This is a genomic window from Enterobacter cloacae subsp. cloacae ATCC 13047 (genome assembly GCF_000025565.1).
Classification (GTDB): Bacteria; Pseudomonadota; Gammaproteobacteria; order Enterobacterales; family Enterobacteriaceae; genus Enterobacter; species Enterobacter cloacae.
On sequence record NC_014121.1, the window covers coordinates 84798 to 107945 of the forward strand.

Below are 23148 nucleotides of genomic sequence, written 5' to 3' on the forward strand. Positions count from 1 at the left end.
ATGGGGGCCTTCGCCTTATTGATTATTTAACGGCCAGACGCAGACCCAAATCATCAGGATAGGGATCAAAGTAGTTTTGCGTCATCAGATACTGATCCGGGTATTCGGCAAGGTAATGTTTTAGCAGCGTGATCGGCGCAAGAATGGGCAGAAGCCCTTCGCGGTAATGCAGGATCACGTCACGAAGCTCACCCCGCTGGCGGCTGTTAAGCTGATTGCGAAAATAGCCCTGAATATGCATCAGCACGTTGGTGTGATTTTTCCGCGAGGCGGGCTTTTTCAGGATGGTCATCAGTTTTTCGCGGTACGCCTCGAAGAACGCGTCCAGATCGTCCCATTCATGCAGCGAGGCGACAAATGGGCCAATCTCACGGTAACCCGCCTGATGGTGTGCCAGCAGCTGCAGTTTGTAGCGGCTGTGAAAATCCAGCAGCGCGCGGCGCGTCAGGCCGTTTTTACGCAGCGTGTTCAATTCGTGCAGCGCAAAAACGCGCTCGACGAAGTTTTCCCGCAGCACCGGGTCGTGCAGACGGCCATCCTCTTCTACGGGCAGCCACGGCCAGGTTTCAAGGAGCGCGGCGGTGAACAGCCCGACGCCCTCCTTGCGGCCCCGGTTGCCGTTTTCATCGTACACGCGCACGCGTTCCATGCCACAGCTGGGGGATTTTGCACAGACGATAAACCCGGCGAGATCGCCGATCTTTGGCAGATAACTGGCCGTAAAGTCGGCCATTTTCTGCGTGACATCATCATGCGGCGGATGGCTAAAACGCATCTGCGTGTCACCGCCGGTCGTCATGATCAAACGCAGCGCAGGGCGTGGTGTGGGCAAGCCGATGGCCATTTCGGGGCAAACGGGTCGGAAATTCACCCACTGGGCCAGCTCATCCATGACGAAATCCATACGCTTATGCCCGCCGTCAAAGCGAACGGCGGACCCGGTCAAGCAGCCGCTAATACCCAGCACAGGTTTCGTTGTCATGGTATGTTCCTCCAGAGCCAATACTTAAAACTTACACAATCTTGCTTATTTGTCCAAGTATTGGCGGAGGTATTTTTTATTGCCTTTTAAAATCAATAGTTTTTAACTGCCCTTGTAGGTTGAATAACCGTACTGACTCAGCAGAAGTGGAATGTGCAGTTTCTCGTTGGTCCGGGTGACGGTAAACAGCACCGGTACTTCCGGGAAGAATGTCTCCAGCTTTTTAGCGTGGAAATAGTCTGCGGTTTTGAAGGTCACTTTATACACGCCAGGCTGCATGTCCTGTTCCTGGGGATAGAGCGATTTAATACGTCCGTCATGGTCGGTTTTGCCGCTGGCAACCGGGATCCATTTGTCCTGCTGCTGCTTTTCCAGGGTAACGGTGACATCCGATGGCGGCATGCCGGTTTGTTGGTCGAGAACGTGTACGCTCAGCGTGCCGGCAGGGGCACTGAAGGCGGCAGGGGCAAAAGCCATGGAGGCCAGGATCAGCAGAGGGGCAGTTTTTTTCATGTTGTTTTCCTGTGAAGTTGTCAGTCACAGGAAAACGTTAGCATCTGCGGCGCGGAAAAATATTCAACTTTTCGTGAAGATTCCCGCAGGAGAAAATCATTAGAGGATAATGACCTCAAGGGAAAGCTGCTGCTGCCACTGCGCCACCTGTTTTTTCCGCGCGGCGGTCATTTTACCGCTGGTGACCAGCAACCATTTGCGATCGGGAAATATCTCCGGTGCCAGCGTGGCAGGGGGCGTGGGTAATACGTCGATGCGGTGACCCTGGCCGGTCCGCGACAAAGCTTCGAGCCAGATTTCACACGGGTCGTTCAGGTACCAGCCGCTGAGCAGAATGTTATCGCCCGGCGCTTTTTTATCGCCTTCAAGGCAAAACGAGGTGTAGGCGATGAGGATGCCGTCGAGGATCGCGCGCAGAGTCATGGCGGCGGCGACGTTGGCGGACACCTGGCTGCGCAGCGGACGCAGCACGTTGGTCACCAGTTCAGGTCTGGGGTATTCGCGGCCCGCGTCGTAAATCATCTGGCGCAGGGACTCGATTTTGCCCCCCTGCAGGCGTTCCAGCATGTTCTGCTGTAGCGTTTGCCAGTTGTTGGTCCGGCGGGGTACAGGGCGCTCAAGCAGGGGTTTTACCTGGCCAATGGGCACGCCTTTTTTCACCCAGTCGAGGATTTTCAGCGCCTGCTGAACGTCTTCATCGCTGTACTGGCGGTGGCCGCCCTCCGTGCGCTGTGGCTTGAGTAAACCATAACGACGCTGCCACGCCCGCAGCGTGGTGGCGGTGATGCCGCTAAGTCTGGCGAATTCGCCGATGGAGTAAGCCATGTCCATGTCCAGAGTGGAGGAATACTCTCAATATACTACGAATTTTTCAGAACGGGATGAAGCGCCGAAAGGGTGCACTACACTTAACATCCAACCGTGCAAATGAAAGGAATTCTCATGAAGCTATGGCCTGTTGTCACCGGGGTTGCCATTGCGCTGACCCTTGTAGCCTGTAAATCCCCCACGCCGCCGAAAGGCGTGCAGCCTATTTCCGGTTTTGATGCCAGCCGCTATCTCGGCAAGTGGTATGAAGTCGCCCGCCTGGAGAACCGCTTTGAACGCGGGCTGGAGCAGGTGACGGCCACCTACGGCCAACGGAGCGATGGCGGAATCAGCGTGCTTAACCGGGGTTACGACCCGGTGAAGAACAAATGGAACGAGAGTGAAGGCAAAGCGTACTTTACCGGCGCGTCAACCACCGCCGCGCTGAAGGTTTCGTTCTTCGGCCCGTTCTACGGCGGCTATAACGTCATCAAGCTGGACGATAAGTACCAGTACGCGCTGGTCAGCGGCCCGAACCGCGACTACCTGTGGATTTTGTCGCGCACGCCAACCGTGCCGGACGCGGTGAAGCAGGATTACCTGAACACCGCGCGCAGTCTGGGCTTCCGGGTCGATCAGCTGGTGTGGGTAAAACATTAACCCCTACTGGTACGAGAACGTAATGCTTGCCAGCGCGTTCGCCGAGCCGGGGACAAGTTCGCCGGTTCGGATGTATTGCGCCTGGAACGGCAGCGACAGGGTTTGTGCCGCAGTGGTGCTCTGGATAAAGAACTGATTGGTTGTGCCCGCCGCCGAGCTGTCCGGCCCCATCATCAGCGGGCCGGTGCCGTTATAGAAAAACTGCACCCCTACGCCGGACGCGGTGGAGTCGCCGGTCAGCGTCACCACCGACGAGGTGTTTGACGGCGTGGTCTGATCGGTCATCACCGCGCTCACCGCGACGTTCGCGTCACAGGTCAGGCTGACGTTAAACGCACCCGAAGGCGAGGTACTGCCCACAGTAGTCAACGTGCGGATATCGATCGTACCCAGATCGACGTTCGCGCTTTTGGTGCCCACCGTACAGCCGCTCGCCGTCACGGTGATGGTGGTGGGGTTAATGATGACCTTTGCCGTTTTGACCTCGTTGTTATAGGCGGTTAACACCGCGGCGTTGATAGTCGGAATTTGATACACGCCGGATTTCAGGGCGACACCGGTTTTTATGAAGGTGACCTTTGCCGACCACCCCAGATCCTGGGTGCTTGTACTGGTGCCTTCTGCCGGATAGCTCTGCGTCACACCGGTTTGCAGGGGAATGTATTTGGTCCCATTAAAATCCTTCAGCCCGATGATATAACCCACGCCTGGAACGCCGGTTTCAAAAATGGTGTAGTTCACCCCGTCGACGGTGACCGTCATCCCGCTTGAGATCGCGCTGCTGCTCGGCTCCAGCGTGCTTTTAGTGCAGTGAAAAACAAACCCACACCAGAACACCTGTTGTACGCTGACGGAGGCGCTCCAGGTGGAGCCGATAATGCTTCCCGGCATAACTGAATCTGCCGGGCCGCTGTAGGTCATCGGCTGCGGGGAGAGGGTGATATCTGATTTCCATTCCATCGCCTGTGCGCTGGCGCAGAGCAGTAATCCGCTAATAAACAAGAATAAACGCATCATTGATACTCCGTGGTCCAGGTGGCAAAAGCGGAGACGTCTCCGGCATTCACCGGCGCGCCCGTGGCGGCCAGCCGAGCGTAGAAGGTCATCTCTACGCTGTCATCGCCCGGCGTGCCCCGGGCGGTGGTTTGCGTGTCGAGGGGGATTAGCCCGCCGTCTTTATCGAGGATCTGCACCGCCACGCCGGTGGCGCCGCCGTCGGCAATTTTCACCAGCTGCGGGTTGTCGTTATCCGGCGTGCCGCTGAAGCGGATTTTGACCCCGGCAAAGGTTGGCCCGCACGCTTCAAGCCTGATCGTGAAGGGCGTTTTGATATTGCTGACCGCGCCTGCACGGGGGAATTGTTTAATCCCGATGGTACCCAGCGGAACGTCCTGCTCTTTAGAGTCCGCCGCGACAACGCAGGTGTTGCCGATCAAATTCCCGGTGACGGAAACCAGCACGTCATAGCTGCGAACCGGGAACGTGAAGATCAGCAAAGCGATGCTGAACGTCCGAAGCGTTACTGACATACCACCTCCTGTGAATAGAGCCCGGTACGGGCGTTATAGCTCTGCTTGTTCAACGCGTAGTTGATGGTGCAGCGCTGGTCGCTGTTGCGCCCCCATACGGCACTCAACGTGCCCTGCTCGGTTAACCCCGACAAATACAGGCTGCCGCCGTCGCCGACGATGCCGCTGGTTTTGTCATCGTTCAGTGAGATCAGCGTGCCGAAGGGCAGCACGTCGTTGCCGCGGCGCACGACAAACATCGCTTTTTTCCCCTGGCGTGTGACAAGGGTGGCGCGAACCAGCGCGCCGTCGGTCGGCGTTTTGTTGACGATGGCATTCTCCAGCTCCACGTCATTACCTGCGGTTGTGACATCCAGCGCGACCTGGTTCACGCGGTACGGCGTGGCGTAGGGGATCACCGCGTAGCCCCGGCTGTCGGTTTTGATACCCTTGTGGTTAAGCACGGCAACGTCGCTGGCGCCCGGGGCTTTCACCAGAATGTTGGTGTTGCCGAGCGGCTGGCTCAGCGTCAGACCATCTTCATGCAGCACCGCCCCGCCGCTCATCCCGTAGCTGAGGTTGCGGGAATCGCGGGTGTAGCTGTAGCCCAGGTTGTAGTCTCCTTTTGCGCCTTCGTATTGCAACGTGGCGTCGCCGCCGTAGTGCTGCTGCGCGCTATAGCGCTGGTTGACGCTGTAAAACAGGTTCTCCTGGCCCGGCAGATAACCGCTCACGCCGGTACTGGCCGTAGTGCCGGTAGAATCCGCATGGGTGGTGGTAAAGCGGGCGCGGGTCGACAGCGCCGGGTTGCCCAGCGGCACCGAAAGTGACATCGCCAGCACGTTATCTTTTTTGTCGTCATACAGGCTAGAGCTGCGCTGAACGCTGACGCCAAGCGACACGTGACGAAACGTGGCATTCCACGCGAACTGCAAACTTTGCGTGGTTTTCGACGTGTTCCAGTAGGTTTGCTGATCCCACGACAGCGACAGCGAACCGTATTGCCCCATCGGCTGTGACAGCAGCAGCTGGTTTTTGGCCTTACGCGACATGCGCAGGTTATATACCGTGTCGTAGTGGGTGGTGACGGTGCCATCGTCTTCCACAATCTGCTTTGGGGATCCGCCCGCCATGCCCTTGTACGTGGTATCGCTCAGGGTATAAAACCTTTTCGTTGAGTAGCGCAGCGAGAAAAAATTAACCCGCGTGCCGATATCATTCAGCAGCTTGCTGTAACGCAGGCGCACGGAATCGCCGGTGTAGTGCTGATCGTCCGCCAGCTGGCTGCGGGCGTGGGTCAGGTCGATGGAATACGCGCCAAAGCGCCCCAGGTTCTGCCCAATCCCGAAGGCCAGACCGTTATAGCGATCGGCAAACTGCGCCCCACCGTAAAACGTCAGGCCATAACGCCAGCCGTAGAACAGCTCGCCCTGCGCGAAAGAGGGCGCATCCTGATGGCCCATCGGACGATATTTTCCTGCTCCCAGGGCATATTTCAGCTGTCCGTTACGCACCAGGTTTGGCACGCTGGCATACGGAAGCGTGTACTGCGTCTGGCTGCCGTCGTTCTCCTGGATTGTGACCGCGAGATCGCCCCCGGAAGAGGTCGGGTAGAGATCTTTCAGCACAAACGCCCCCGGCGGCACTGAGGTTTGATAAATGATGTTGCCGTTCTGGCGAACCGTCACCGTGGCGTTGCTGCGGGCGATGCCGTGCACTTCCGGCGCATAGCCGCTCAGGCTGGCAGGCAGCATATTGTCATCGGTTTTCAGGGCAATGCCGCGCAGGCCCACGGCGTCGAACACCTGGGCGGAGGTATACGTTTCCCCGGCGTAAACCTGCGCGTTCAGGGCGGGAATATCCCGCTGCAGCCAGGTCTGCACGTGGGTGAGTTCGTTAGTATCTTTGGTCCACGTGGTGAAATCACGCAGCCGCCACGCGCCGAGATTGATGCCGCTGTTCAGGCTTGCAAACAGCTGCTGGTCGCGCGTGCGCGTCTCGCCCTGATAGTCATTGTTCGAGCCGTTTACTACATAGTTCAGCCACGCGGCAGGAATGCCCGCTTCCCAGCTTTCTGGGCTGACATACCCGCGCGGCAAATTGCGCATCGCGCTCTGCGGTACGGTGAAGCTGAGGGAGAGCGTCTGCTGGTCAAAATCAAACCGGGTATCGGCAAACGCCTCCGTCAGAAAAATGCAGCGCTGCGCGAGCGGCAGTGCGCCGCCTTTCGCCTGCTGGCTGTCGATGCCCAGCGCCGCGATCTGTTCAGGCGTGAGGCATGGCAGGGCTTCCCCTGTATTTTCAGCGGTGCGGAACGTGATATTGCCGGTGAACGCATAGTTGTTATTGATATACACGTTGAGGTTGTGATCGCCCGGCGGCAATGCGCTCCCGGCGTTGATCCAGGCGAGATCGGCGCTGTTGGCGCTTTCACCGTTGAGAAACGCAGGGTTAAATTGCAACGCGCTTTCAGCCGCCATGGCCTGCCGAATTACCAGGGAGATCACCGTGGCACACAGGATTTTTCTTTTCACGTGGTCACGCCTCACAGTCGGGATTATTGGGACAATGCCGCGCGTGTCGCGGGCGTCCATGCGCCATAATCGTTAATGGTCTGGTAGCTCACGCTGCTGGCGTGGCTGAAGGTTTCGCCCAGCGTTACGCTGGATTTCGGCGGCACCATTACCGGCTGTACCGGCATGCCATCGATTTTCAGGTTGATGGTGGTGAGGTAGTACGGCGTTGGGTTGCTAAGCGTGACCTTTCCGCCGCGATAGGCTCCGGTCAGGCTTTTCCAGGCGTCCCCTGCGCCCTGCCCAAGGCTCTCCGGGCGATAAAACACCTTGATGCGGTTTGCCGAAGCAAACTGCAGCGAATTGCCGGAACCGCTTTTGGTCTGCTGTGGAATGGCTTTCACCGTCATCCAGTAGAGCGTTTCGCGATCCTCTGGCAGGGCTTTACCGTTAAACATGATTTTCACCGCGCTTTCGCTGGCCGGTTTCATGACGAACAGTGGCGGCGTAATAACGAAGTCGTTGGTTTTTTGCCCTTCTTCGTTTTCCATCCATGACTGGATCAGGAACGTGGCGTCGGGATGCGTGTTCCTGACCTGCAGCATGGACTGGTTGGTAGTGCTGGAGTAAACCATTCGCGTGGCGCCCAGCCCTACGCCGCCTGCATATGCGGCGGATGAACATAATGAAATAGCCAGACAGATCCCTGCTTTTGCGCGCATGGTGCGTCTCCTTAAAGCTGAGTCAGGCCCGGCCAGCGAACCGGGCCTGAAAATTACGAGTAGGTAACGGTGTAGGTTGCAACCGCGCTGGCATCACCCGCCGTGGCGTTGCCCTGCGGTGAGTAATATTTCGCGCTGAAGTTCAGGGTGTTGGCCCCCGCACGCAGAGGAATGGCGGCGGCAGGTTCACCCAGCTTCACCACTTTGCCCTGCTCGTCGTACAGGCGAATCGCAACGTGCTGCGCCGAGTTAGCGCCGCCGTTTGCGCCAACGGCCAGGCTGTTGGCATCGGCCGCATCCGGCGTACCGGTGAAGGTCACGGCCACGGTGGTGGCGGCAATCGGATTGTCTTCCGTTGAGGCGGAGGTATCGGCGATTTCGCAATCTTCCAGGGTGATGGAGAAGGCTTTCGCGGTGCTGGCTTCACTGCCTGCCGCGGCCAGCGTGGCGGTACGCACTTCGCCCATGTCGACATCAATGTTGGCGCTGCCAGCACTGATGGCGCAGGCTGAGGTCACCACCTTGCCGCTGAAGTTCACCGTACCGCCGCTGGTGGTTGCAGCGAACGCCGACCCTGCTGGCAGTACTGCCGCAACGGCGACGGCAAGCAGTGTTTTCGTTTTAAATTGAGCTTTCATTGTCCTGATTCCATGTTGTCGTTATGTCGGGTTGTGCTCTTGGTCGACAGATCTAACTGGTTAAAAAGACCAGCAAATCTGTCTTATTTCTGAGCCCAAGTTTTCTTATCGCTGAGCTTTTTAACGCGCTGACGCGGCGGTAAGAAAGCTGCTCTGTTTCGGCGATATAACGCATATCCAGACCTTTTCGCAGATCCTTCAATACTCGCCATTCGCCCGGCGTTAGCGATAACGCCGTGGGTTTCTTTTTTGGGCGATATCGGCTATCGACCATTTTTAATAAGCTGGCTCGCCAGTGATAAAGTGGCTCCTGCAGCGAGATATAGGCATCTATATCGCCGCGTATCCACAGCCAGGAATTGGCTGGCGCGGAATACATACAAATAAGGACGTCAGGCTGGCGGGATTTGATGTTTTTTATATATTTCAGGCAATCAAATCCCGCGTGATATTTTTCCGTGCCGGATAAAAAAATGACATCAACGGGGGTGGTTAAAAACACGGTTTCCATTAATGAATAATCATCGCTTGATGCTATTACCTGCATTTCAGGAACCATGTTTTTTAATACCGCGGCGATCCCCTGACGTGAAAAGTGATCGCCTCCCAACAGTGCGGTTGTTAAATGACGTTTATTTCCGGTTTTATTCGCCATGTTATTCCCTCGATTTATAATTGTAATGAGGCTCGTCCGTCTGGCAGAACGATGCCTGTATTTTCGAAGCAATTAAGCATTGCACGGTATGGAGTCACTATACGGATAGTGCGAAACAGGTAATCTGAATTAATCTTAATTTGTATTAAGTTGATCTAAACGGATTTCTTCATTATCTCCCTGCCGTACCGGCTGCCTCATATTTGCCTGTAATTAATCATACCGACACTTTTTAATGAAAAGTTGGCTTTACTAAATGTTTTGTAAGGAAATTGTCTGGTGATGTCAGGTATTCCGCCGTGTTACTTACTTCTGCTAACAATTTCAGGGTGAAACTGTTAATTATGACGGGGCTTTTAGACGAGTTTGAGATGACTTAAATTGCCGACAGGCCGCGTCTTGTCTGGTTTCCTCGGAAAAAGTGAATAAAGGTCTCTGAATAATTCAGACACGGATGGCCGAAGCGTTCAATTCGCCGTTTTGTCGAGTTTTGTCAGTGTCAAGTCCGCGTGGGGAAAGGTAGCATGAGGCATTTTCAGGTGCTTTGCCAGATCTCATATGGCCAAAAAGGCGGTTAAGAGAACTTCAGATAAGCGGTTAAGAAAAAATAAAAATAAGATTTTTCGCCAGGCGCCAGGATATACAGACGCGGGTTTATCGGTCACATTAATCCTTAAACCGGCGTTTACAGGAGGTATTTAACGAGTCTTATGCATAAGTATTATATCATTAATGGCATCGTCGAGTTTCATCCTGCGGCCAGCACATTACGCGACCTCAATAATCCTGAACAGGTGGTGGTATTAAACTCGCCTGCCGGACGTTGTTTGCTGTTATTGATTGAAAGAGCCGGGAGTATTGTCACTCAACAGGAGTGTATGGACATTGTCTGGCAGCGTCGGGGAATGATGGTGTCGCCGAATACCTATTACCAGAATATCTCTATTCTGCGTAAGGGGCTGAAAAAAGCCGGGTTTGAAACCGATCCAATCGTCACGATCCCCCGGATTGGCCTGACGCTGGCAAGCGATACGCAAATTACGATTAAAGAGGCGCAGTTGCCCTTGGCAGAGCCAGAAGCGCCGGTCCAGACCGTTCAGGAAGAGGCTGGCGTACCGCAGCCCGTGGCTTCTGTCACTCCCGTTGCTCCGGTTGCGAAACGTCGCTTCTGGCTGGTGGGCGCACTGCTGGCGCTGCTGTTAATCGTTAGCGTGAGCGTCATCAGCTATAGTCGGCCACATGACAGCTATTTTGTGGACGGTTACCGCTTCACGACAATGATGGGAGAGTGTCGGCTCTATTTTGCCCGCGATATCGAGACGCCGCAGGACAGGGAAAAAGCGCTGGCCTATGCTGCGCCATTTAAAGATGAATGCAGCAGCTATCCCTGGATCTATATCAGTGGATATAGCCTGTTGCCGCGTGCTTCGGTGATCCGCTGCGACCGGGCAATGACGGAACCAAACCGTTGTATGTCAGATTACTTTATTCAGGATCATTAATATGGCTCGTTACCGTCAAACGCTGTTAACGCTCTGTTTGTGCCTGCTGGTGGGGGCGTTAGCCGCTGGTTATTATCTGTGGCAGCGTTATTACATTCACCCTTTTGCCTGTCAGGTGAACTTTATTCAGCACCATCCTGAAGAGACACTGACCCTGTGGCTAAATTATACGGTGGACGGTAACAACGGCACGCTCAGCATGAACGGTCGGGTGAAGAGCGATCCGGGTAAAACCTTTAATCGTAAAATATTCTTTCAGGTAGAGCGCAAAGATAATGTCTATTACATGCGATCTGTCCGCAATATCAAATTCCCCGATGATGACGTGAGCGACAGCTGGCTGGAGAAGTACGAACCGTTATTTTTCATCTACCCCAACGAGAGTATTTATATGCGAATTAAGAAACAGCAGAATGATAATTATTTATTCATTCTGGGGACGTTACCGACCTATGTGTGCCACCCCTCAAAAACGGAGGGCTGAACGGGAAAAGCGTTGCTGTTTTGTGGTCATCATTTATACTTTATTGAACCGCTAAGAAATATCTTAGAGTAATATAAGAGCAACACAATATGTTGCGATAATGTAATTAATATTTTTTGGCAAGGTAATGAAAACTTTAACTGATGACTCATGCAGGCGTGGTTCTGCACGAAATAAACCCCTGCATATCGGTTTATTTCTGTGGCCCCATTTTTCGTTATTAGCCCTATCGGGGTTAATGGAGGCGTTACGTACGGCGTCCTGTGTACAAAAAACCAGACAGAAAATCGCGTTCAAACTCAGTCTGATAAGCACCCGGGCGGAATTGCCCATCACCAGCAACGCCGGTATTAGCGTGCAGCCTGAAGCCGCGCATCTTACTCCGGGGGAATACGACTATATTGCCGTGATTGGCGGAAGCCTGGAGGATCTGGATAAGGGGCTCCCGGACGACCGGGCATTTCTTGCAGAGGCGCATCACAACGCCATTCCGCTGATCGGTATTGGCACCGGGAGCTTTATCCTGGCGGAAGAGGGGATCCTCAATGAACGGCGCGCCTCGATCCATCCTTATCATCATGACGTCTTCACGCAACGGTTTCCGCAGGTTTATGCCGAGCAGGGGCTGGATTTTATCGATGAAGGCGATGTGCTGACCTGCCCGGGCGGGATCTCGACGCTGACGCTAACCACGGCGCTGATTCGCGCCCATGCGGGCGACGATATTGCCGCCACCACGTCACGGCGTTTATCGCTCTCACCGCACGCTGTTACTACCCCGCGGCCTGCCAATATTGCGCTGATCCCGGACTCGCGGCTGCGCAGAGCGGTCATGATCATCGAACAGTACCTGACACGCCCGCTTAGCGCCGCCGGGCTGGCCCAGGACGTCAAGCTGAGCGAGCGTCAGCTTAATCGCCTGTTTCATGCTGAGTTTGGTAAAACGGCACGTGAATTTATCCGCAGCGCCAGACTGCGCTATGCCTGCTGGCTGTTGAAGAACTCGCAGCAAAGCGTCACGGACATTGCGCGGCGGATGGGCTTTAGCGACTGCGCCCATTTTATCCGTCATTTCCAGCTTGAGTACGGCTGTACGCCTGGGGTGTGGCGCACGTCGCAGAGCTAATGCCCCGATTTCGTGCTTTCTTCGTAGGGTATTACTGGTTTGCCTGGATACACTTCCGTTAAAAGCCCAACGGGGGGACGATGACATGAACTGGCAGCCTTTTCGCGGCAGCGCACCGGGAAATATGACCATTTTCAGCGCCTCATTTCCTGATGTCAGCGACCAGTGGCCGATGAAAGACGAGACTGCCCGGGAGATCAACGCGCTTAACCAGGCGCTGAAAGCCGACCCGGCGCTTCGCCCTCCGCTGATTGAATACGAAGAGGGCGGGCATGCGGTGCTTGTCCCGCAGAACCGTTACTCCGAACAGGCTTTTCGCAACCGGCCTGCGCTTCTCGCGTGGCGTGCCCGGCTGGTTCCCACTGCGCTGGCGCTGTTTGTGGTGCAAAATCCGCTGGAGGAGCGCCTCCCCGAAGGCACGAAAATGGACAGCGACAGCCGCCAGTGGTTTATTCACGCTAACGACGCCATCGGCGTTCGCTCCCGCGCAAAAGTGCTGGCTGCGCTGGTAGAGAAGTACATCCATAACGAGAGCGAGAACAACTGGGTGAGCCTGGCCAGCGGGGCGGCCATTCCCGTGCTGGAGGCGCTGCGCAACGCAAAGCTCGACGGTCAACAGGTGTACCTGACGCTGGTAGATAAAGACCCCGTCGCGCTGAGCTGGGCCGAGACCATGGCCGCGCAGGAGGGGCTGGTTGTGGGCGAACAGCTGACGCTGCTCAGGCGCAACCTGCTGCATACGCTGGTGCGTAACGACGATTTACTGCTGGAGCTGGGCGAGCATCAGGCCGAACTGGTCGACGCGCTGGGCATATTTGAATACTTCAACGATACCGATGCGGTGACTTTCCTGCAGCGCGCGCTGCGGCTGGTGAAGCCCGGCGGGGCGGTGATTGTGTCGAATATGCTGACCAGCAGCCCGCAGATCGACTTTGTGCTGCGCGGTATTGGCTGGGAGGACATCCATCCCAGGTCGTTGCAACAGTTGCAGGATATCCACCTCGCGGCGGGCGTGCCGGTGGAGAATGTCACCGTGGTGGTACCAAAGGATGGGGTATACGCGGTGATGGAGGTGAAGGTTTAGCGCGATCGGTTCTCTCTCCCTGTGGGTGAGGGTTCCCCACAAAATAATGCCTGCACGGAGGACCCCCTCTCCCTTGAGGGAGAGGGTTGGGGTGAGGGGGGAACATATGGCTGTAGAGGTCATTCCGTTCACTTTATGTTCCTTGCTACTCTGTAACGGCATGACTTGTGAACGTGCCAGGGCGGCTCAATCGCCGCCGCCCTGGCGACCCGGGCTCCCGGCGGTAAATCGCCGCTTCGCGGTGCCCTCGGCTTATTCCTTCCGGCTTATCGGGGACGGGCGGATGTAACGTCCCTGTAAAGCCGCCCTCTCGGCGCATCCATGCGCCTCGCCCCGGCCTGCAGGAAACGCCTCAGCGATTTACAGCCGGACCAGGACGTCGCTATAAGTCATTCATTTTCCTGAAACAACATTCGCCGCTTTCGGTAAAAAAATTACTGGGGATCCCTCAGCCCTGTGGGAGAGGATGAGGGGGAGCAGCACGCACAGCGTGACTTGCATTAGTTCGGTTTTCCAAACATGATCCCCTCATGAAAATAGAAACCGCACATTCCTCACACTTCGAACGCCTGGTCGCAATCTGGGAATCCTCCGTTCGCGCTACCCATCACTTTTTACAGGAAAGCGATATCGCGGCTCTGCGCCCGCTATTGCTCAACGCGTATCTGCCAAACCTCACCGTCGTGATGGCCCGCGATGATGCAGGTGTTATCCACGGCTTTTTAGGCGTGGATGAAAACCGCATTGAAATGCTGTTTGTTGATGATGCGAGCCGGGGAAAGGGCGTGGGGAAATTACTGCTGCACTATGCCATCGCAGAGTTTGGCGTAAACGAAGTGGATGTGAATGAGCAAAACCCGCAGGGCGTCGCGTTTTATCGCCATATGGGGTTTGTGCAGGTCGGCCGCTCAGAGGTTGATGGGCAGGGGAATCCGTTTCCGTTGCTGCATATGCGGTTGAATCGGGATTAGCGCTTAGCCTGCTTATCCCATTTTAATAAGCCGACAATATCTTTCTCTCCCTCGGCTTCTTTCAGCAGGCGCTGCTTCTTTTCATACTCAATGTATTCTGAACACGCCTTTTCATCCGCCGCTTTTTTGCTGATTTTGCCTGCGCCTTCTAAAACGTCCCGGTCGTTAAATTGCAGGAACTGATCGAGTTTGGTTTGCCAGTCTCGTAAAAATACCTGCTTGCGGCGTTTGGCCTGATCTTCAGCAAAGTCGAGCCACATATTAACGACACGATTTAGTTCGCTGACTTCATCCTGAGACAGATAATTTTTTGCTGTGGTGACATCGCTTTTACGGACTTCTTCGCCTTTATAGCTGGTCAGCCCCATATACGGTTGCGTGGCGTCCGCACGCTGGTGAATCAACTCAGCGGCGGTAAGGCCGGTGCAGGCAAAATGCAGTTTATTCTGGATGGTCTGGAAGAATTACGTGGTTTCTTTGAGTGACGGCTGATAGTCAGCGGCTAATGCAAAAATCTCCCTCACACGGAGATAAACCCGGCGTTCGCTGGCCCGTATATCGCGAATGCGTTCCAGCATTTCATCGAAATAGTCAGGTACGGCGGATGATCCCACAGGCGGGTTTTTCAGGCGCTCGTCGTCCATAACGAAGCCTTTTACCAGATATTCCTGCAGCGTTTGGGTGGCCCACTGGCGGAACTGTGTTCCTCGCGTGGAGCGGACGCGATAGCCGATGGCGAGAATGACGGGCAGGCTAAAATATTGAACGTTATATACTTTACCATCGTTGGCAGTTGTTCGGTAAAACCGAACAACTGAATTTTCGACCAGCTCACCCTCATCAAAAATATTCTTGATATGTCCACTGATCGTTGCTTTGGCTTTGCCGTATAACTCACAGATCGTAGCCTGTGAGAGCCACAAAGTATCGCTTTCGAAGCGGCATTCAATGCGAACTTTTCCATCCTTGCTGGCAAACATGACGAACTCATCGGCTGGTGAATTGATTAATTCTTCATATGTCATGCTGCCCCCACCCTATAAGGTTGATGTCGGTAAGTTCGTAGTATGCCAGAAACAGCCGCTAAGCCAGGTGGTTTGTATTTGTTTTTGCGAGGCGCTTTCCAGCACGCGGAGTTTGGATGGCTGTAAGCGCGTTCTCTATCTCAATAAGCTTTGCTTTCGTCCGTTTATAATCATCCTGCAACCTCTGCTCCTGCTCGTTATACGCCACCAGAACGATGCATCCTTTCATCACCTTTACGGTCACCTGATGTCCGGTTTCAAACCCTGCTGTGCGTAGCCATTTACCGGACAGAATTATATTGGGCGTGGATTTGTCGAAAACATTCGGGCGGTATCCCACAATTAACGAACGCTCGGTTCCGGATTGGTCGGTGTCTGGGGTAGAATGCGAATCAGCCATAATCAACTCCTTGATAGTTGGTGAGGTTAGACGCTCCTGTTGTGTTCCCGCACATCGGAGCGTTGCTAGTAGAGGAGGTTTAGGTGGCCTCCTATATGGCTCAGAGTAGATGGATAGGTGGCCTCATGTCAATCATATCGCGCGAAAAAAAACCAAAAGGCGGTGGGCAGTCCCCGCAATTTAAGATGCGTATTGATCCGGCATTGAAGGAGCAGTTGGATGCTGTGGCGGCTGAGGAAGGGGTGAGTCTCGCCAGTTGGTTGAAGGAACTGGCGAGGGAGGCTTTACGACGAAAAGGCCTGGAGCCAAAGGGATAATTCACTACGGGTTCATCGCACTTCGACAATGAGTCGCGGTTGCTAAGCAAGGGCAAGTCTGCGCACCGTCATCAGGAAGTCGTAAGAGGTCGTCTCCCACAGCTCAGGCGAAAAATCAAATCCATATCGGCTTTTGAACTCATCATCCAGCTTGTCTCCGTAACACTCAATGAAAGTATCAATCTCTTCGGCTAGCTCTTTTAACAACCAACCAGGTGCCGTCTTTTTAAATAGCCCAATTATTCCCTCAATTGTATCCTCACCATCATTAATGAGGTCATAATCCTGATTGAAGTAACCATGAATCAACTGATCAAGATGATAGAAATTTTGCATAATTCACCTACGGGGTCGGGAATGCAGTAAGGATATAGTAAGGCTTACCATTATATTCTTTCAGCTCAATAACAATCCTCACACTTCGCATGCTGATACGCTGTGTACTACCTCGTGAAAACCCATATCCAATCTCCTGACCTGCCGGGTAAACGATAGTGAGGCGCCCCCCTCTGTTTCCGCCGCCAAGTAATGATTTTATATTTGCTCGATTATAATATATTGCTCTTGATATAACGCTTTCTGCAACGTTTAAATTTTTAAATGTTGAAGACATTATGAGTCGCTTATTCTGCTCGAATCGGGCAAGTAACTCATTATCCGTTTCTACTGCTCCAGGTAAAACGCCAAGCCCCCTCAGCAATCGGTTACTCAGCGTTTCCTCTTCTGTCACGCTCTTATCTGAAAGCACCGCCGCCAGTTGTACCGGTGACATAACGACGGTCATTCCACTTTCTTCCATAATATAATTCCATCACCATATCCTTACCCGATAATAACCATAAATATCTTCGTTTGGTAAGAATAAATTCCTAATCTGTCTTTCTTGTTAAATTATGAAATAACAGTAGATGTAAAAGGATCGACTATTATTTAATATAGATTCAAAGATAGCTCGTCGGACTGCTACGGTTCAGTGAATAATAATGCGAAGGAAAATAGAGATTTTTTAGACTTTCTCGGATAGTTGCGGACGAACTTTTGGCGGAAGATCACAGGAGTCGAACCTGCCCGGGAACGCTGGCGTCCCCAACTGGATTTGAAGTCCAGCCACCTCACCGGAGATGACGATCTTCCGCGCCTGCATTGCTACATGGAGGCGGGGCGCATTATAGCTACTTTCAGACATTTACCACATACCCCGACACACTTTTTTCACCTCTCTTTTGACCTGAACACCCCCATTTCAGTTAATTCTTAAGAAAATCCTCAGGTTAGCATTTCGTGCTCCGCGACATTTACCCCGATCACAAAAAACAAGAAACGTAATTTGCTAACCAGAAAACGCAATACTCGCTCCTGAAACAATGGTTTAAAACCTCTGTAACCGGTCTCAGTGCCCGTATCGCCACACGGCAGGCATCTGGCGGCCAGCAAAGGATTACAGAACCAGGAGGACGAAAGTATGAAAATCAGTGATGGAAACTGGCTTATTCAACCTGGCCTGACCGTGACGTATCCGGTCCAGGTGTTCGATGTGGAGCAGCAGGGCAATGACCTGGTGGTGTATGTGGCACCGCGTGACGTCCGGGAACGCGCGTGGCAACTCGATACGTTGATGTTCACCGTCCGGCTCTTCGCACCGCAGGAAGGGATTGTCGGGGTGCGCATCGAGCACTTCCAGGGGGCGCAGGACAAAGGCCCGCACTATCCGCTCAACGTGCTGAAGGACGTAAGGGTCGAGACGGTAAATAACGCCGAATACGCCGAGCTGAAAAGCGGTAATCTCAGCGTGCGCGTCACCAAAGGCGAATTCTGGGCGCTCGATTTTCTGCGTAACGGCCAGCGGATCACCGGCAGTGAACTGAAAAACAACGGCTACGTGCAGGACAGCAACACGAATCGCAACTATCTGTTCGAACGTCTGGATCTGGGCGTCGGGGAAACAGTTTATGGCCTCGGTGAGCGCTTTACCGCCCTGGTGCGCAACGGTCAGCAGGTCGATACCTGGAACCGCGACGGCGGCACCAGCACCGAGCAGTCCTACAAAAACATTCCGTTCTATCTCACCAACCGCGGCTACGGCGTGCTGGTCAACCATCCGGAAAATGTGTCGTTTGAAATCGGCTCGGAGAAGGTCTCCAAAGTACAGTTCAGCGTCGAGGGCGAATATCTGGAGTATTTTGTGATCGACGGCCCGACGCCAAAAGCGGTCCTGGACCGCTACACGCAGTTCACCGGTCGTCCGGCGCTGCCGCCGGCGTGGTCCTTCGGCCTGTGGCTCACCACCTCGTTTACCACTAACTACGACGAAGCGACGGTGAACAGCTTCATCGACGGCATGGCCGAACGCGACCTGCCACTGCACGTCTTCCATTTTGATTGCTTCTGGATGAAGGCCTTCCAGTGGTGTGATTTTGAGTGGGACCCGGTGACCTTCCCGGATCCAGAAGGGATGATCCGCCGCCTGAAAGAGAAAGGGCTGAAGGTCTGCGTGTGGATCAACCCGTACATCGGCCAGAAATCGCCGGTATTTAACGAGCTGAAAGAGAAAGGTTATCTGCTGAAGCGCCCGGATGGCAGCGTGTGGCAGTGGGACAAATGGCAGCCCGGGCTGGCGATTTACGACTTCACTAATCCGGACGCGTGCCGGTGGTACGCCGACAAGCTGAAGGGCCTGGTGGAGATTGGCGTGGACTGCTTCAAAACCGATTTCGGCGAGCGTATCCCGACGGATGTGCAGTGGTTTGACGGTTCCGATCCGCAGAAGATGCACAACCATTACGCCTTCATCTATAACGCGCTGGTGTGGAACGTGCTGAAAGAGACGGTAGGCGAGGAGGAGGCGGTGCTGTTTGCGCGCTCGGCGTCCGTCGGCGCACAGCAGTTCCCGGTGCACTGGGGCGGCGACTGCTATGCCAACTATGAATCAATGGCGGAAAGCCTGCGCGGCGGGCTGTCGATTGGTCTGTCCGGCTTCGGGTTCTGGAGCCACGATATCGGCGGGTTCGAAAACACCGCCCCGGCGCACGTCTACAAACGCTGGTGCGCGTTCGGGCTGTTCTCCAGCCACAGCCGCCTGCATGGCAGCAAATCCTACCGGGTGCCGTGGGCGTACGATGATGAGTCCTGTGACGTGGTGCGCCACTTTACGCAGCTGAAATGCCAGCTGATGCCGTACCTCTACCGTCAGGCGGCGCTGGCACGGGAGTGCGGCACGCCGATGCTGCGGGCGATGATGCTGGAGTTCCCGGACGATCCGGCGTGTGACTATCTCGACCGTCAGTACATGCTGGGGGATGCCTTGATGGTGGCGCCGGTGTTCTCCGAGGCGGGTGAGGTGCAGTTTTACCTGCCGGAAGGTCGCTGGACGCACTTGTGGCACAACGATGAGGTTCAGGGCTGTCGCTGGCATAAGCAGCAGCACGATTTCATGAGCCTGCCGGTTTATGTGCGCGACAATACCCTGCTGGCGCTGGGTAACAACAAGCACAAACCGGACTACGCCTGGAATGAGGGCACGGCCTTCCAGCTGTTTAACCTGGATGAGGGCGCAACGGCGGTGAGCGAGGTGCCTGCGGCTGACGGCTCCGTGGCGTTTACGCTGAAGGCGTCACGCAAGGGCGACACTGTGACCCTTACCGGCGCGGGTGACGCGCGGAACTGGTCGGTATGCTTGCGCAACGTGCAGAAGGTGAGTGGTGTGAAAGGTGGCTCATACGCGGGCAGCGAGTGGGGCGTGGTGGTGGACGCGGAGGGGGATGAGGTGGTGGTTCACCTTTAATTCCCCTCACCCCAAAGGGGCGAGGGAATGGTTTACTCCCTCTCCCTTTCAGGGAGAGGGCTGGGGTGAGGGTGGTGTTGAAACTACACCACCCGTCATGGTCTGCTGAACCTGCTGTTTATCCATATTTACCGCGCTCAGCTTGCCATTTACCGTTGGCTTCAGCGGGGTATTCGCCTGCACACTCCCGCTGGCTGTCAGCTGAATGTTGCCGTCGCCGCTCACCGGCAGCGCGGGCCAGCCCCACTGCTGCAGGATGTTGAGCGGCACGCCGCGCCCGTTCAGGCTCACCGTGGTCTGTCGTTGCGCAAGCTGAGAAACCGTCGCGGTGGCTTCCAGAATGCCTTTCTCGGTAAAGGCGCTCAGATCGGTGATATTGACCGTGGCGGCGTTAGCGTTCAGCGCCAGCGACGGACGTCGCACGTCCACGCGGTTAAAGGTGGCTGCTGCGCCGTTTAGCGTGGCGCTGCCGCCCCATACGCCCCATTTGTGGTCCTGCGCCAGCTGCAGGTTAGCCCCATAGCCATCAAGAGAGGTGATCTGCCACGGGAACGCGGGATCAATGTCGATCACCAGGTTGCGGCTCAGGCCGAACTTCTTCAGCGTCACGCTGTTCAGCCATTCCGGCAGCGGATCCATCCACAGCGTTTTCCAGTTCTGCGGCAGGGTGTACTCCAGCCCGGCGACGGCGACATCGTCCAGTACCAGCGCTTTACCGTCGCGCAGCCAGTTGCCGGAGGTGCGCACCATGCCCCCTTCCCAGCGGGAGGTGAACTGGCGCAGCGCCACGCCCTGCGGAGAGAATTCCGCATTCAGGATCGGGTCGAACAGATGCAGCGAGCCGTAAATAAATTCGCTGGCATTCATGGATAAACGCCCGTCCAGGCTCTGCCAGTCTCCTTTGCTCAGCGTCAGGTTGCGCAGGCTGAGATCCAGATCGGTTACGGCCCAGTCTGGCCCCTGCAGGCGCGCATCGGTGACCTCAAGGCGGCCAATCTGCAAGGAGGGGATGGTATTGAGCGGCGAGAAGAAATCCAGCAGCGTTTTATCGCTCTGCAGGCGGATCTCGTTCAGGCGCATGGTGTCGATGACCCAGCTTCCGTCGGCGTTGCGCAGGGCGGAGCCGGTAAGCGAGCCGCGCGCCATATCGGCGCCGATGGTGTTCAGCACCACCTCCTTGCCGTTCAGCTGGCCCTGGATCAGCACGTTAGTGGCCGGTACCCCGTTCAGGGTGAGCGAACCCGCGCTCATCTGGATCTGCGCATTTTTGCCCAGCACGTTACCCGCTTCTGGCTGCCACGGGCTGACACCGCCCGTCACTTTTTGCGCGCTTAAATCCCACTCCGTGTTGGGGCTGTTGAAGGCCATGTTGTTCAACTGCAGACGGTCTGCCTGGAAGGGCATCGGCGCGGTCTGCGGAGAGAGGTTCAGCGTGCCATCGACCAGGGTGATGGTGTCCATATGCAGTGGATCGGTGAGCTGTCGGCTGCCAAGACCAATATCGACTTTTTTAGCCACCAGTGTGGCGGGCTGACCGTCGCGACCAAAGGTGACGTTTTCCAGAAGGATGTGGGAAGGCGACGAAAAGCGGTGGTCCATCAGGTCGAAACTGAGTTCGTAATCGGTGTTCACCGTTACCCAACTGCTGACCTGTGACGCACCCCAGCGGGTCTGAAGTAGAAAATAGAGTGCCAGCAGCACAAGGAGCAGGGCTACCAGAAGATAGACGAGCAGCTTTCCAATAAATTTCATGGTCTTCCTTCCCGCGAAACGTACATAAAGGAGTTATGCACGATTTATGCGCAATGCTCAAGGCGGGAATGGTGTAAAGAGATGTCACGGCAGGCATTGACAGCCTGCCGTGAGGACAATCAGTTTTTCTCTGGCGGGAAAACGAGGTTCAGCACGATAGCGGTGATACCGCCAGCGGCGATGCCGGAAGAGAGCAGGTTTTTCACCCAGTCCGGGGCAAACTGCAGGATCAGCGGCTGCTGAGAAACGCCCAGACCCACGGCCAGCGACAGGGCAATAATCATGATCGCGCGGCGGTTCAGTGGCTCGCGGGAGACGATTCGCACACCCGAGGCCGCGATAGTACCGAACATCACCAGCGTTGCTCCGCCCAGAACCGGCTCAGGGATGTGCTGCACAAAACCACTCACGGCCGGGAACAGGCCAAGGATAATCAGCATCAGCGCCACCACAAACCCGACATAACGGCTGGCCACGCCGGTCAGCTGGATCACGCCGTTGTTCTGCCCGAAGCAGGAGTTCGGGAATGTATTAAACACGGCAGAGACAAAGGAGTTCAGACCGTTTGCCAGCACGCCGCCTTTCAGACGCTTCATGTACAGCGGGCCGGACACCGGCTGCTCCGAGACATCGGAGGTGGCGGTGATATCGCCGATGGTCTCCAGGGAGGTGATCATAAAGACCAGCATCAGCGGCAGCAGCAGACCCCAGTCAATGCCCAGGCCGTAGTACAGTGGAGTAGGAACGGTGATCAGCGCGCTGTTGGTCGGCGCGGTGTTTTCCGGCAACATGCCCAGCGCCCACGCCAGCAGATAACCGGCCGCCATGGCGATCACCAGCGAGGCCACGCGCAGGTACGGGTTACGCTGACGGTTGAGCAGAATAATGATGGCCAGCACCACGCCAGCCAGCAGCAGGTTTTTTGGTGCGCCAAAGGTGTGGTCGCTCATTGCGGCATAACCCCCACCGATGGAGGTCAGCCCCACCTGAATCAGCGACAGACCGATAATCATCACCACCACGCCCGAGACCAGCGGGGTGATCACGCGGCGAGCCAGATGCAGAACACGGGAGATCACCATCTCCGTGCAGCTGGCCAGCATCAGCGTGCCGAACAGCGCCGCCATCATGGTCGGGACATCCGCCCCGCCGGTTTTTAACGCCGTACCGCCCATGATCAGCGGTGCCACAAAGTTAAAACTGGTACCCTGAATCGACAGCAAGCCAGACCCCACCGGACCCCAGGCTTTAATTTGAATAATTGAGGCCACGCCGGAGGCGAAGAGGGACATGCTGATGATGTGCTGCGTATCCTGAGCCGGTAAACCCAGCGCCTGACAGATCAACAGTGCCGGGGTGATCACCGCAACAAACATGGCCAGAAGGTGCTGGCAGGCAGCGAAGAGCGTCTGCGGAAGCGGTGGGCGGTCTTCAAGACGGTAAATCAGTTCGCTATTTTGCTTCTGCGCAATCGGTTGCGCATCAGGAGACTCTATGCTGTTAACGGACATCGACGGTAATCCCACGGTGGAAAAGCGGGCATTTTATCTGACCACCTGGTAAAAGCAAACGATTGCCAGCAAAAAAAAGAGAGAAAATCTGCCGGTATGAGCAGGTTTTCTACAACGTGGAGGAAAAAAAAATTACACTTTTCGCGCCGGTGGCTCATGACGAGCATAAGCCGGCCCAGGATAACGCCGCGTGTGTA

22 protein-coding genes, 1 tRNA gene and 1 pseudogene are annotated in these 23148 nt (G+C 55.4%); 8 read left to right on the forward strand and 16 right to left on the reverse strand.

Annotation, left to right across the window (positions count from 1 at the left end; all coding sequences use genetic code 11):
• Positions 1–22: 22 nt before the first annotated feature.
• The 3 genes from ECL_RS00420 to ECL_RS00430 form a co-directional block, all read right to left on the reverse strand.
• Positions 23–982 (reverse strand): YbgA family protein, encoded by a 960-nt coding sequence (locus ECL_RS00420; RefSeq protein WP_044159055.1) that lies wholly within the window; start codon positions 980–982, stop codon positions 23–25.
• Between the two features lie 102 nt (positions 983–1084).
• Complete coding sequence (uraH, locus tag ECL_RS00425) at positions 1085–1495, reverse strand: hydroxyisourate hydrolase (RefSeq protein WP_013094857.1); 411 nt, start codon at positions 1493–1495, stop codon at positions 1085–1087.
• A 99-nt stretch (positions 1496–1594) separates the two neighbouring features.
• Positions 1595–2320, reverse strand: coding sequence for a MerR family transcriptional regulator (locus ECL_RS00430; protein WP_044159057.1), 726 nt, complete (start codon positions 2318–2320; stop codon positions 1595–1597).
• Between the two features lie 117 nt (positions 2321–2437).
• Here ECL_RS00430 and ECL_RS00435 point away from each other — a divergent pair, with 117 nt between their 5' ends.
• Positions 2438–2962 carry a lipocalin family protein gene (locus ECL_RS00435; protein ID WP_013094859.1) on the forward strand — a complete coding sequence of 175 codons (525 nt, stop codon included), beginning with the start codon at positions 2438–2440 and terminating at the stop codon, positions 2960–2962.
• 3 nt (positions 2963–2965) lie between these two features.
• Here ECL_RS00435 and ECL_RS00440 read toward each other — a convergent pair whose 3' ends face one another.
• From ECL_RS00440 to ECL_RS00465, 6 genes are read right to left on the reverse strand one after another with little or no spacing between them, the layout of a single operon-like run.
• The gene (locus tag ECL_RS00440) at positions 2966–3976 is read right to left on the reverse strand and encodes a fimbrial protein (RefSeq protein ID WP_052429251.1); all 1011 of its coding nucleotides are present in this window, start codon (positions 3974–3976) and stop codon (positions 2966–2968) included.
• Positions 3976–4491 carry a fimbrial protein gene (locus ECL_RS00445; protein WP_013094861.1) on the reverse strand — a complete coding sequence of 172 codons (516 nt, stop codon included), beginning with the start codon at positions 4489–4491 and terminating at the stop codon, positions 3976–3978. Before ECL_RS00445 ends, ECL_RS00440 begins: the two co-directional genes overlap by 1 nt.
• Complete coding sequence (locus ECL_RS00450; RefSeq protein WP_013094862.1) at positions 4482–7004, reverse strand: fimbria/pilus outer membrane usher protein; 2523 nt, start codon at positions 7002–7004, stop codon at positions 4482–4484. Before ECL_RS00450 ends, ECL_RS00445 begins: the two co-directional genes overlap by 10 nt.
• A gap of 23 nt (positions 7005–7027) precedes the next feature.
• Positions 7028–7705: a fimbrial biogenesis chaperone gene (locus ECL_RS00455; RefSeq protein WP_013094863.1), complete on the reverse strand. Its 678-nt coding sequence runs from the start codon at positions 7703–7705 to the stop codon at positions 7028–7030.
• 53 nt (positions 7706–7758) lie between these two features.
• Positions 7759–8343, reverse strand: a complete 585-nt coding sequence (locus ECL_RS00460; protein WP_013094864.1) for a fimbrial protein — start codon at positions 8341–8343, stop codon at positions 7759–7761.
• A 52-nt stretch (positions 8344–8395) separates the two neighbouring features.
• Positions 8396–8998, reverse strand: a complete 603-nt coding sequence (locus ECL_RS00465; RefSeq protein ID WP_013094865.1) for a LuxR C-terminal-related transcriptional regulator — start codon at positions 8996–8998, stop codon at positions 8396–8398.
• Between the two features lie 710 nt (positions 8999–9708).
• Between ECL_RS00465 and ECL_RS00470 the strand changes: the two genes are divergently transcribed.
• The 5 genes from ECL_RS00470 to ECL_RS00490 all read left to right on the forward strand — a co-directional run bounded on the left by ECL_RS00470 (position 9709) and on the right by ECL_RS00490 (position 14165).
• The gene (locus tag ECL_RS00470; RefSeq protein ID WP_013094866.1) at positions 9709–10500 is read left to right on the forward strand and encodes a winged helix-turn-helix domain-containing protein; all 792 of its coding nucleotides are present in this window, start codon (positions 9709–9711) and stop codon (positions 10498–10500) included.
• A gap of 1 nt (position 10501) precedes the next feature.
• Positions 10502–10984, forward strand: a complete 483-nt coding sequence (locus ECL_RS00475; protein WP_013094867.1) for a hypothetical protein — start codon at positions 10502–10504, stop codon at positions 10982–10984.
• Positions 10985–11222: 238 nt separating this feature from the next.
• Complete coding sequence (locus ECL_RS00480; RefSeq protein ID WP_013094868.1) at positions 11223–12110, forward strand: GlxA family transcriptional regulator; 888 nt, start codon at positions 11223–11225, stop codon at positions 12108–12110.
• Positions 12111–12195: 85 nt separating this feature from the next.
• Positions 12196–13194 carry a class I SAM-dependent methyltransferase gene (locus tag ECL_RS00485; RefSeq protein ID WP_013094869.1) on the forward strand — a complete coding sequence of 333 codons (999 nt, stop codon included), beginning with the start codon at positions 12196–12198 and terminating at the stop codon, positions 13192–13194.
• A 530-nt stretch (positions 13195–13724) separates the two neighbouring features.
• Positions 13725–14165, forward strand: coding sequence for a GNAT family N-acetyltransferase (locus ECL_RS00490; protein ID WP_013094870.1), 441 nt, complete (start codon positions 13725–13727; stop codon positions 14163–14165).
• Here the strand turns inward: ECL_RS00490 and ECL_RS00495 are convergent.
• Both ECL_RS00495 and ECL_RS00500 read right to left on the reverse strand, forming a co-directional pair.
• Positions 14162–15190, reverse strand: a pseudogene (locus ECL_RS00495) (virulence RhuM family protein). The gene ECL_RS00490 and the pseudogene ECL_RS00495 overlap by 4 nt on opposite strands.
• 58 nt (positions 15191–15248) lie before the next feature.
• On the reverse strand, positions 15249–15590 hold the full coding sequence (locus ECL_RS00500; RefSeq protein WP_013094873.1) for a SymE family type I addiction module toxin: 342 nt from the start codon (positions 15588–15590) through the stop codon (positions 15249–15251).
• A 125-nt stretch (positions 15591–15715) separates the two neighbouring features.
• Here ECL_RS00500 and ECL_RS00505 point away from each other — a divergent pair, with 125 nt between their 5' ends.
• Positions 15716–15907 carry a toxin-antitoxin system HicB family antitoxin gene (locus ECL_RS00505; RefSeq protein ID WP_028028019.1) on the forward strand — a complete coding sequence of 64 codons (192 nt, stop codon included), beginning with the start codon at positions 15716–15718 and terminating at the stop codon, positions 15905–15907.
• 42 nt (positions 15908–15949) lie between these two features.
• Here ECL_RS00505 and ECL_RS00510 read toward each other — a convergent pair whose 3' ends face one another.
• The 3 genes from ECL_RS00510 to ECL_RS00520 all read right to left on the reverse strand — a co-directional run bounded on the left by ECL_RS00510 (position 15950) and on the right by ECL_RS00520 (position 17041).
• Positions 15950–16243 (reverse strand): contact-dependent growth inhibition system immunity protein, encoded by a 294-nt coding sequence (locus tag ECL_RS00510; protein WP_013094874.1) that lies wholly within the window; start codon positions 16241–16243, stop codon positions 15950–15952.
• Between the two features lie 7 nt (positions 16244–16250).
• On the reverse strand, positions 16251–16706 hold the full coding sequence (locus ECL_RS00515; RefSeq protein WP_052429245.1) for an RNase A-like domain-containing protein: 456 nt from the start codon (positions 16704–16706) through the stop codon (positions 16251–16253).
• A 240-nt stretch (positions 16707–16946) separates the two neighbouring features.
• Positions 16947–17041, reverse strand: a tRNA-Sec gene (locus ECL_RS00520).
• Between the two features lie 328 nt (positions 17042–17369).
• Between ECL_RS00520 and yicI the strand changes: the two genes are divergently transcribed.
• Positions 17370–19688 (forward strand): alpha-xylosidase, encoded by a 2319-nt coding sequence (gene yicI / locus ECL_RS00525; RefSeq protein WP_013094875.1) that lies wholly within the window; start codon positions 17370–17372, stop codon positions 19686–19688.
• Positions 19689–19736: 48 nt separating this feature from the next.
• Here the strand turns inward: yicI and ECL_RS00530 are convergent, their stop codons facing one another.
• Together ECL_RS00530 and ECL_RS00535 are read right to left on the reverse strand one after the other, a co-directional pair.
• Positions 19737–21440, reverse strand: a complete 1704-nt coding sequence (locus tag ECL_RS00530) for an AsmA family protein (protein ID WP_013094876.1) — start codon at positions 21438–21440, stop codon at positions 19737–19739.
• Positions 21441–21559: 119 nt separating this feature from the next.
• Complete coding sequence (locus ECL_RS00535; RefSeq protein WP_013094877.1) at positions 21560–22951, reverse strand: nucleobase:cation symporter-2 family protein; 1392 nt, start codon at positions 22949–22951, stop codon at positions 21560–21562.
• Positions 22952–23148: the final 197 nt, after the last annotated feature.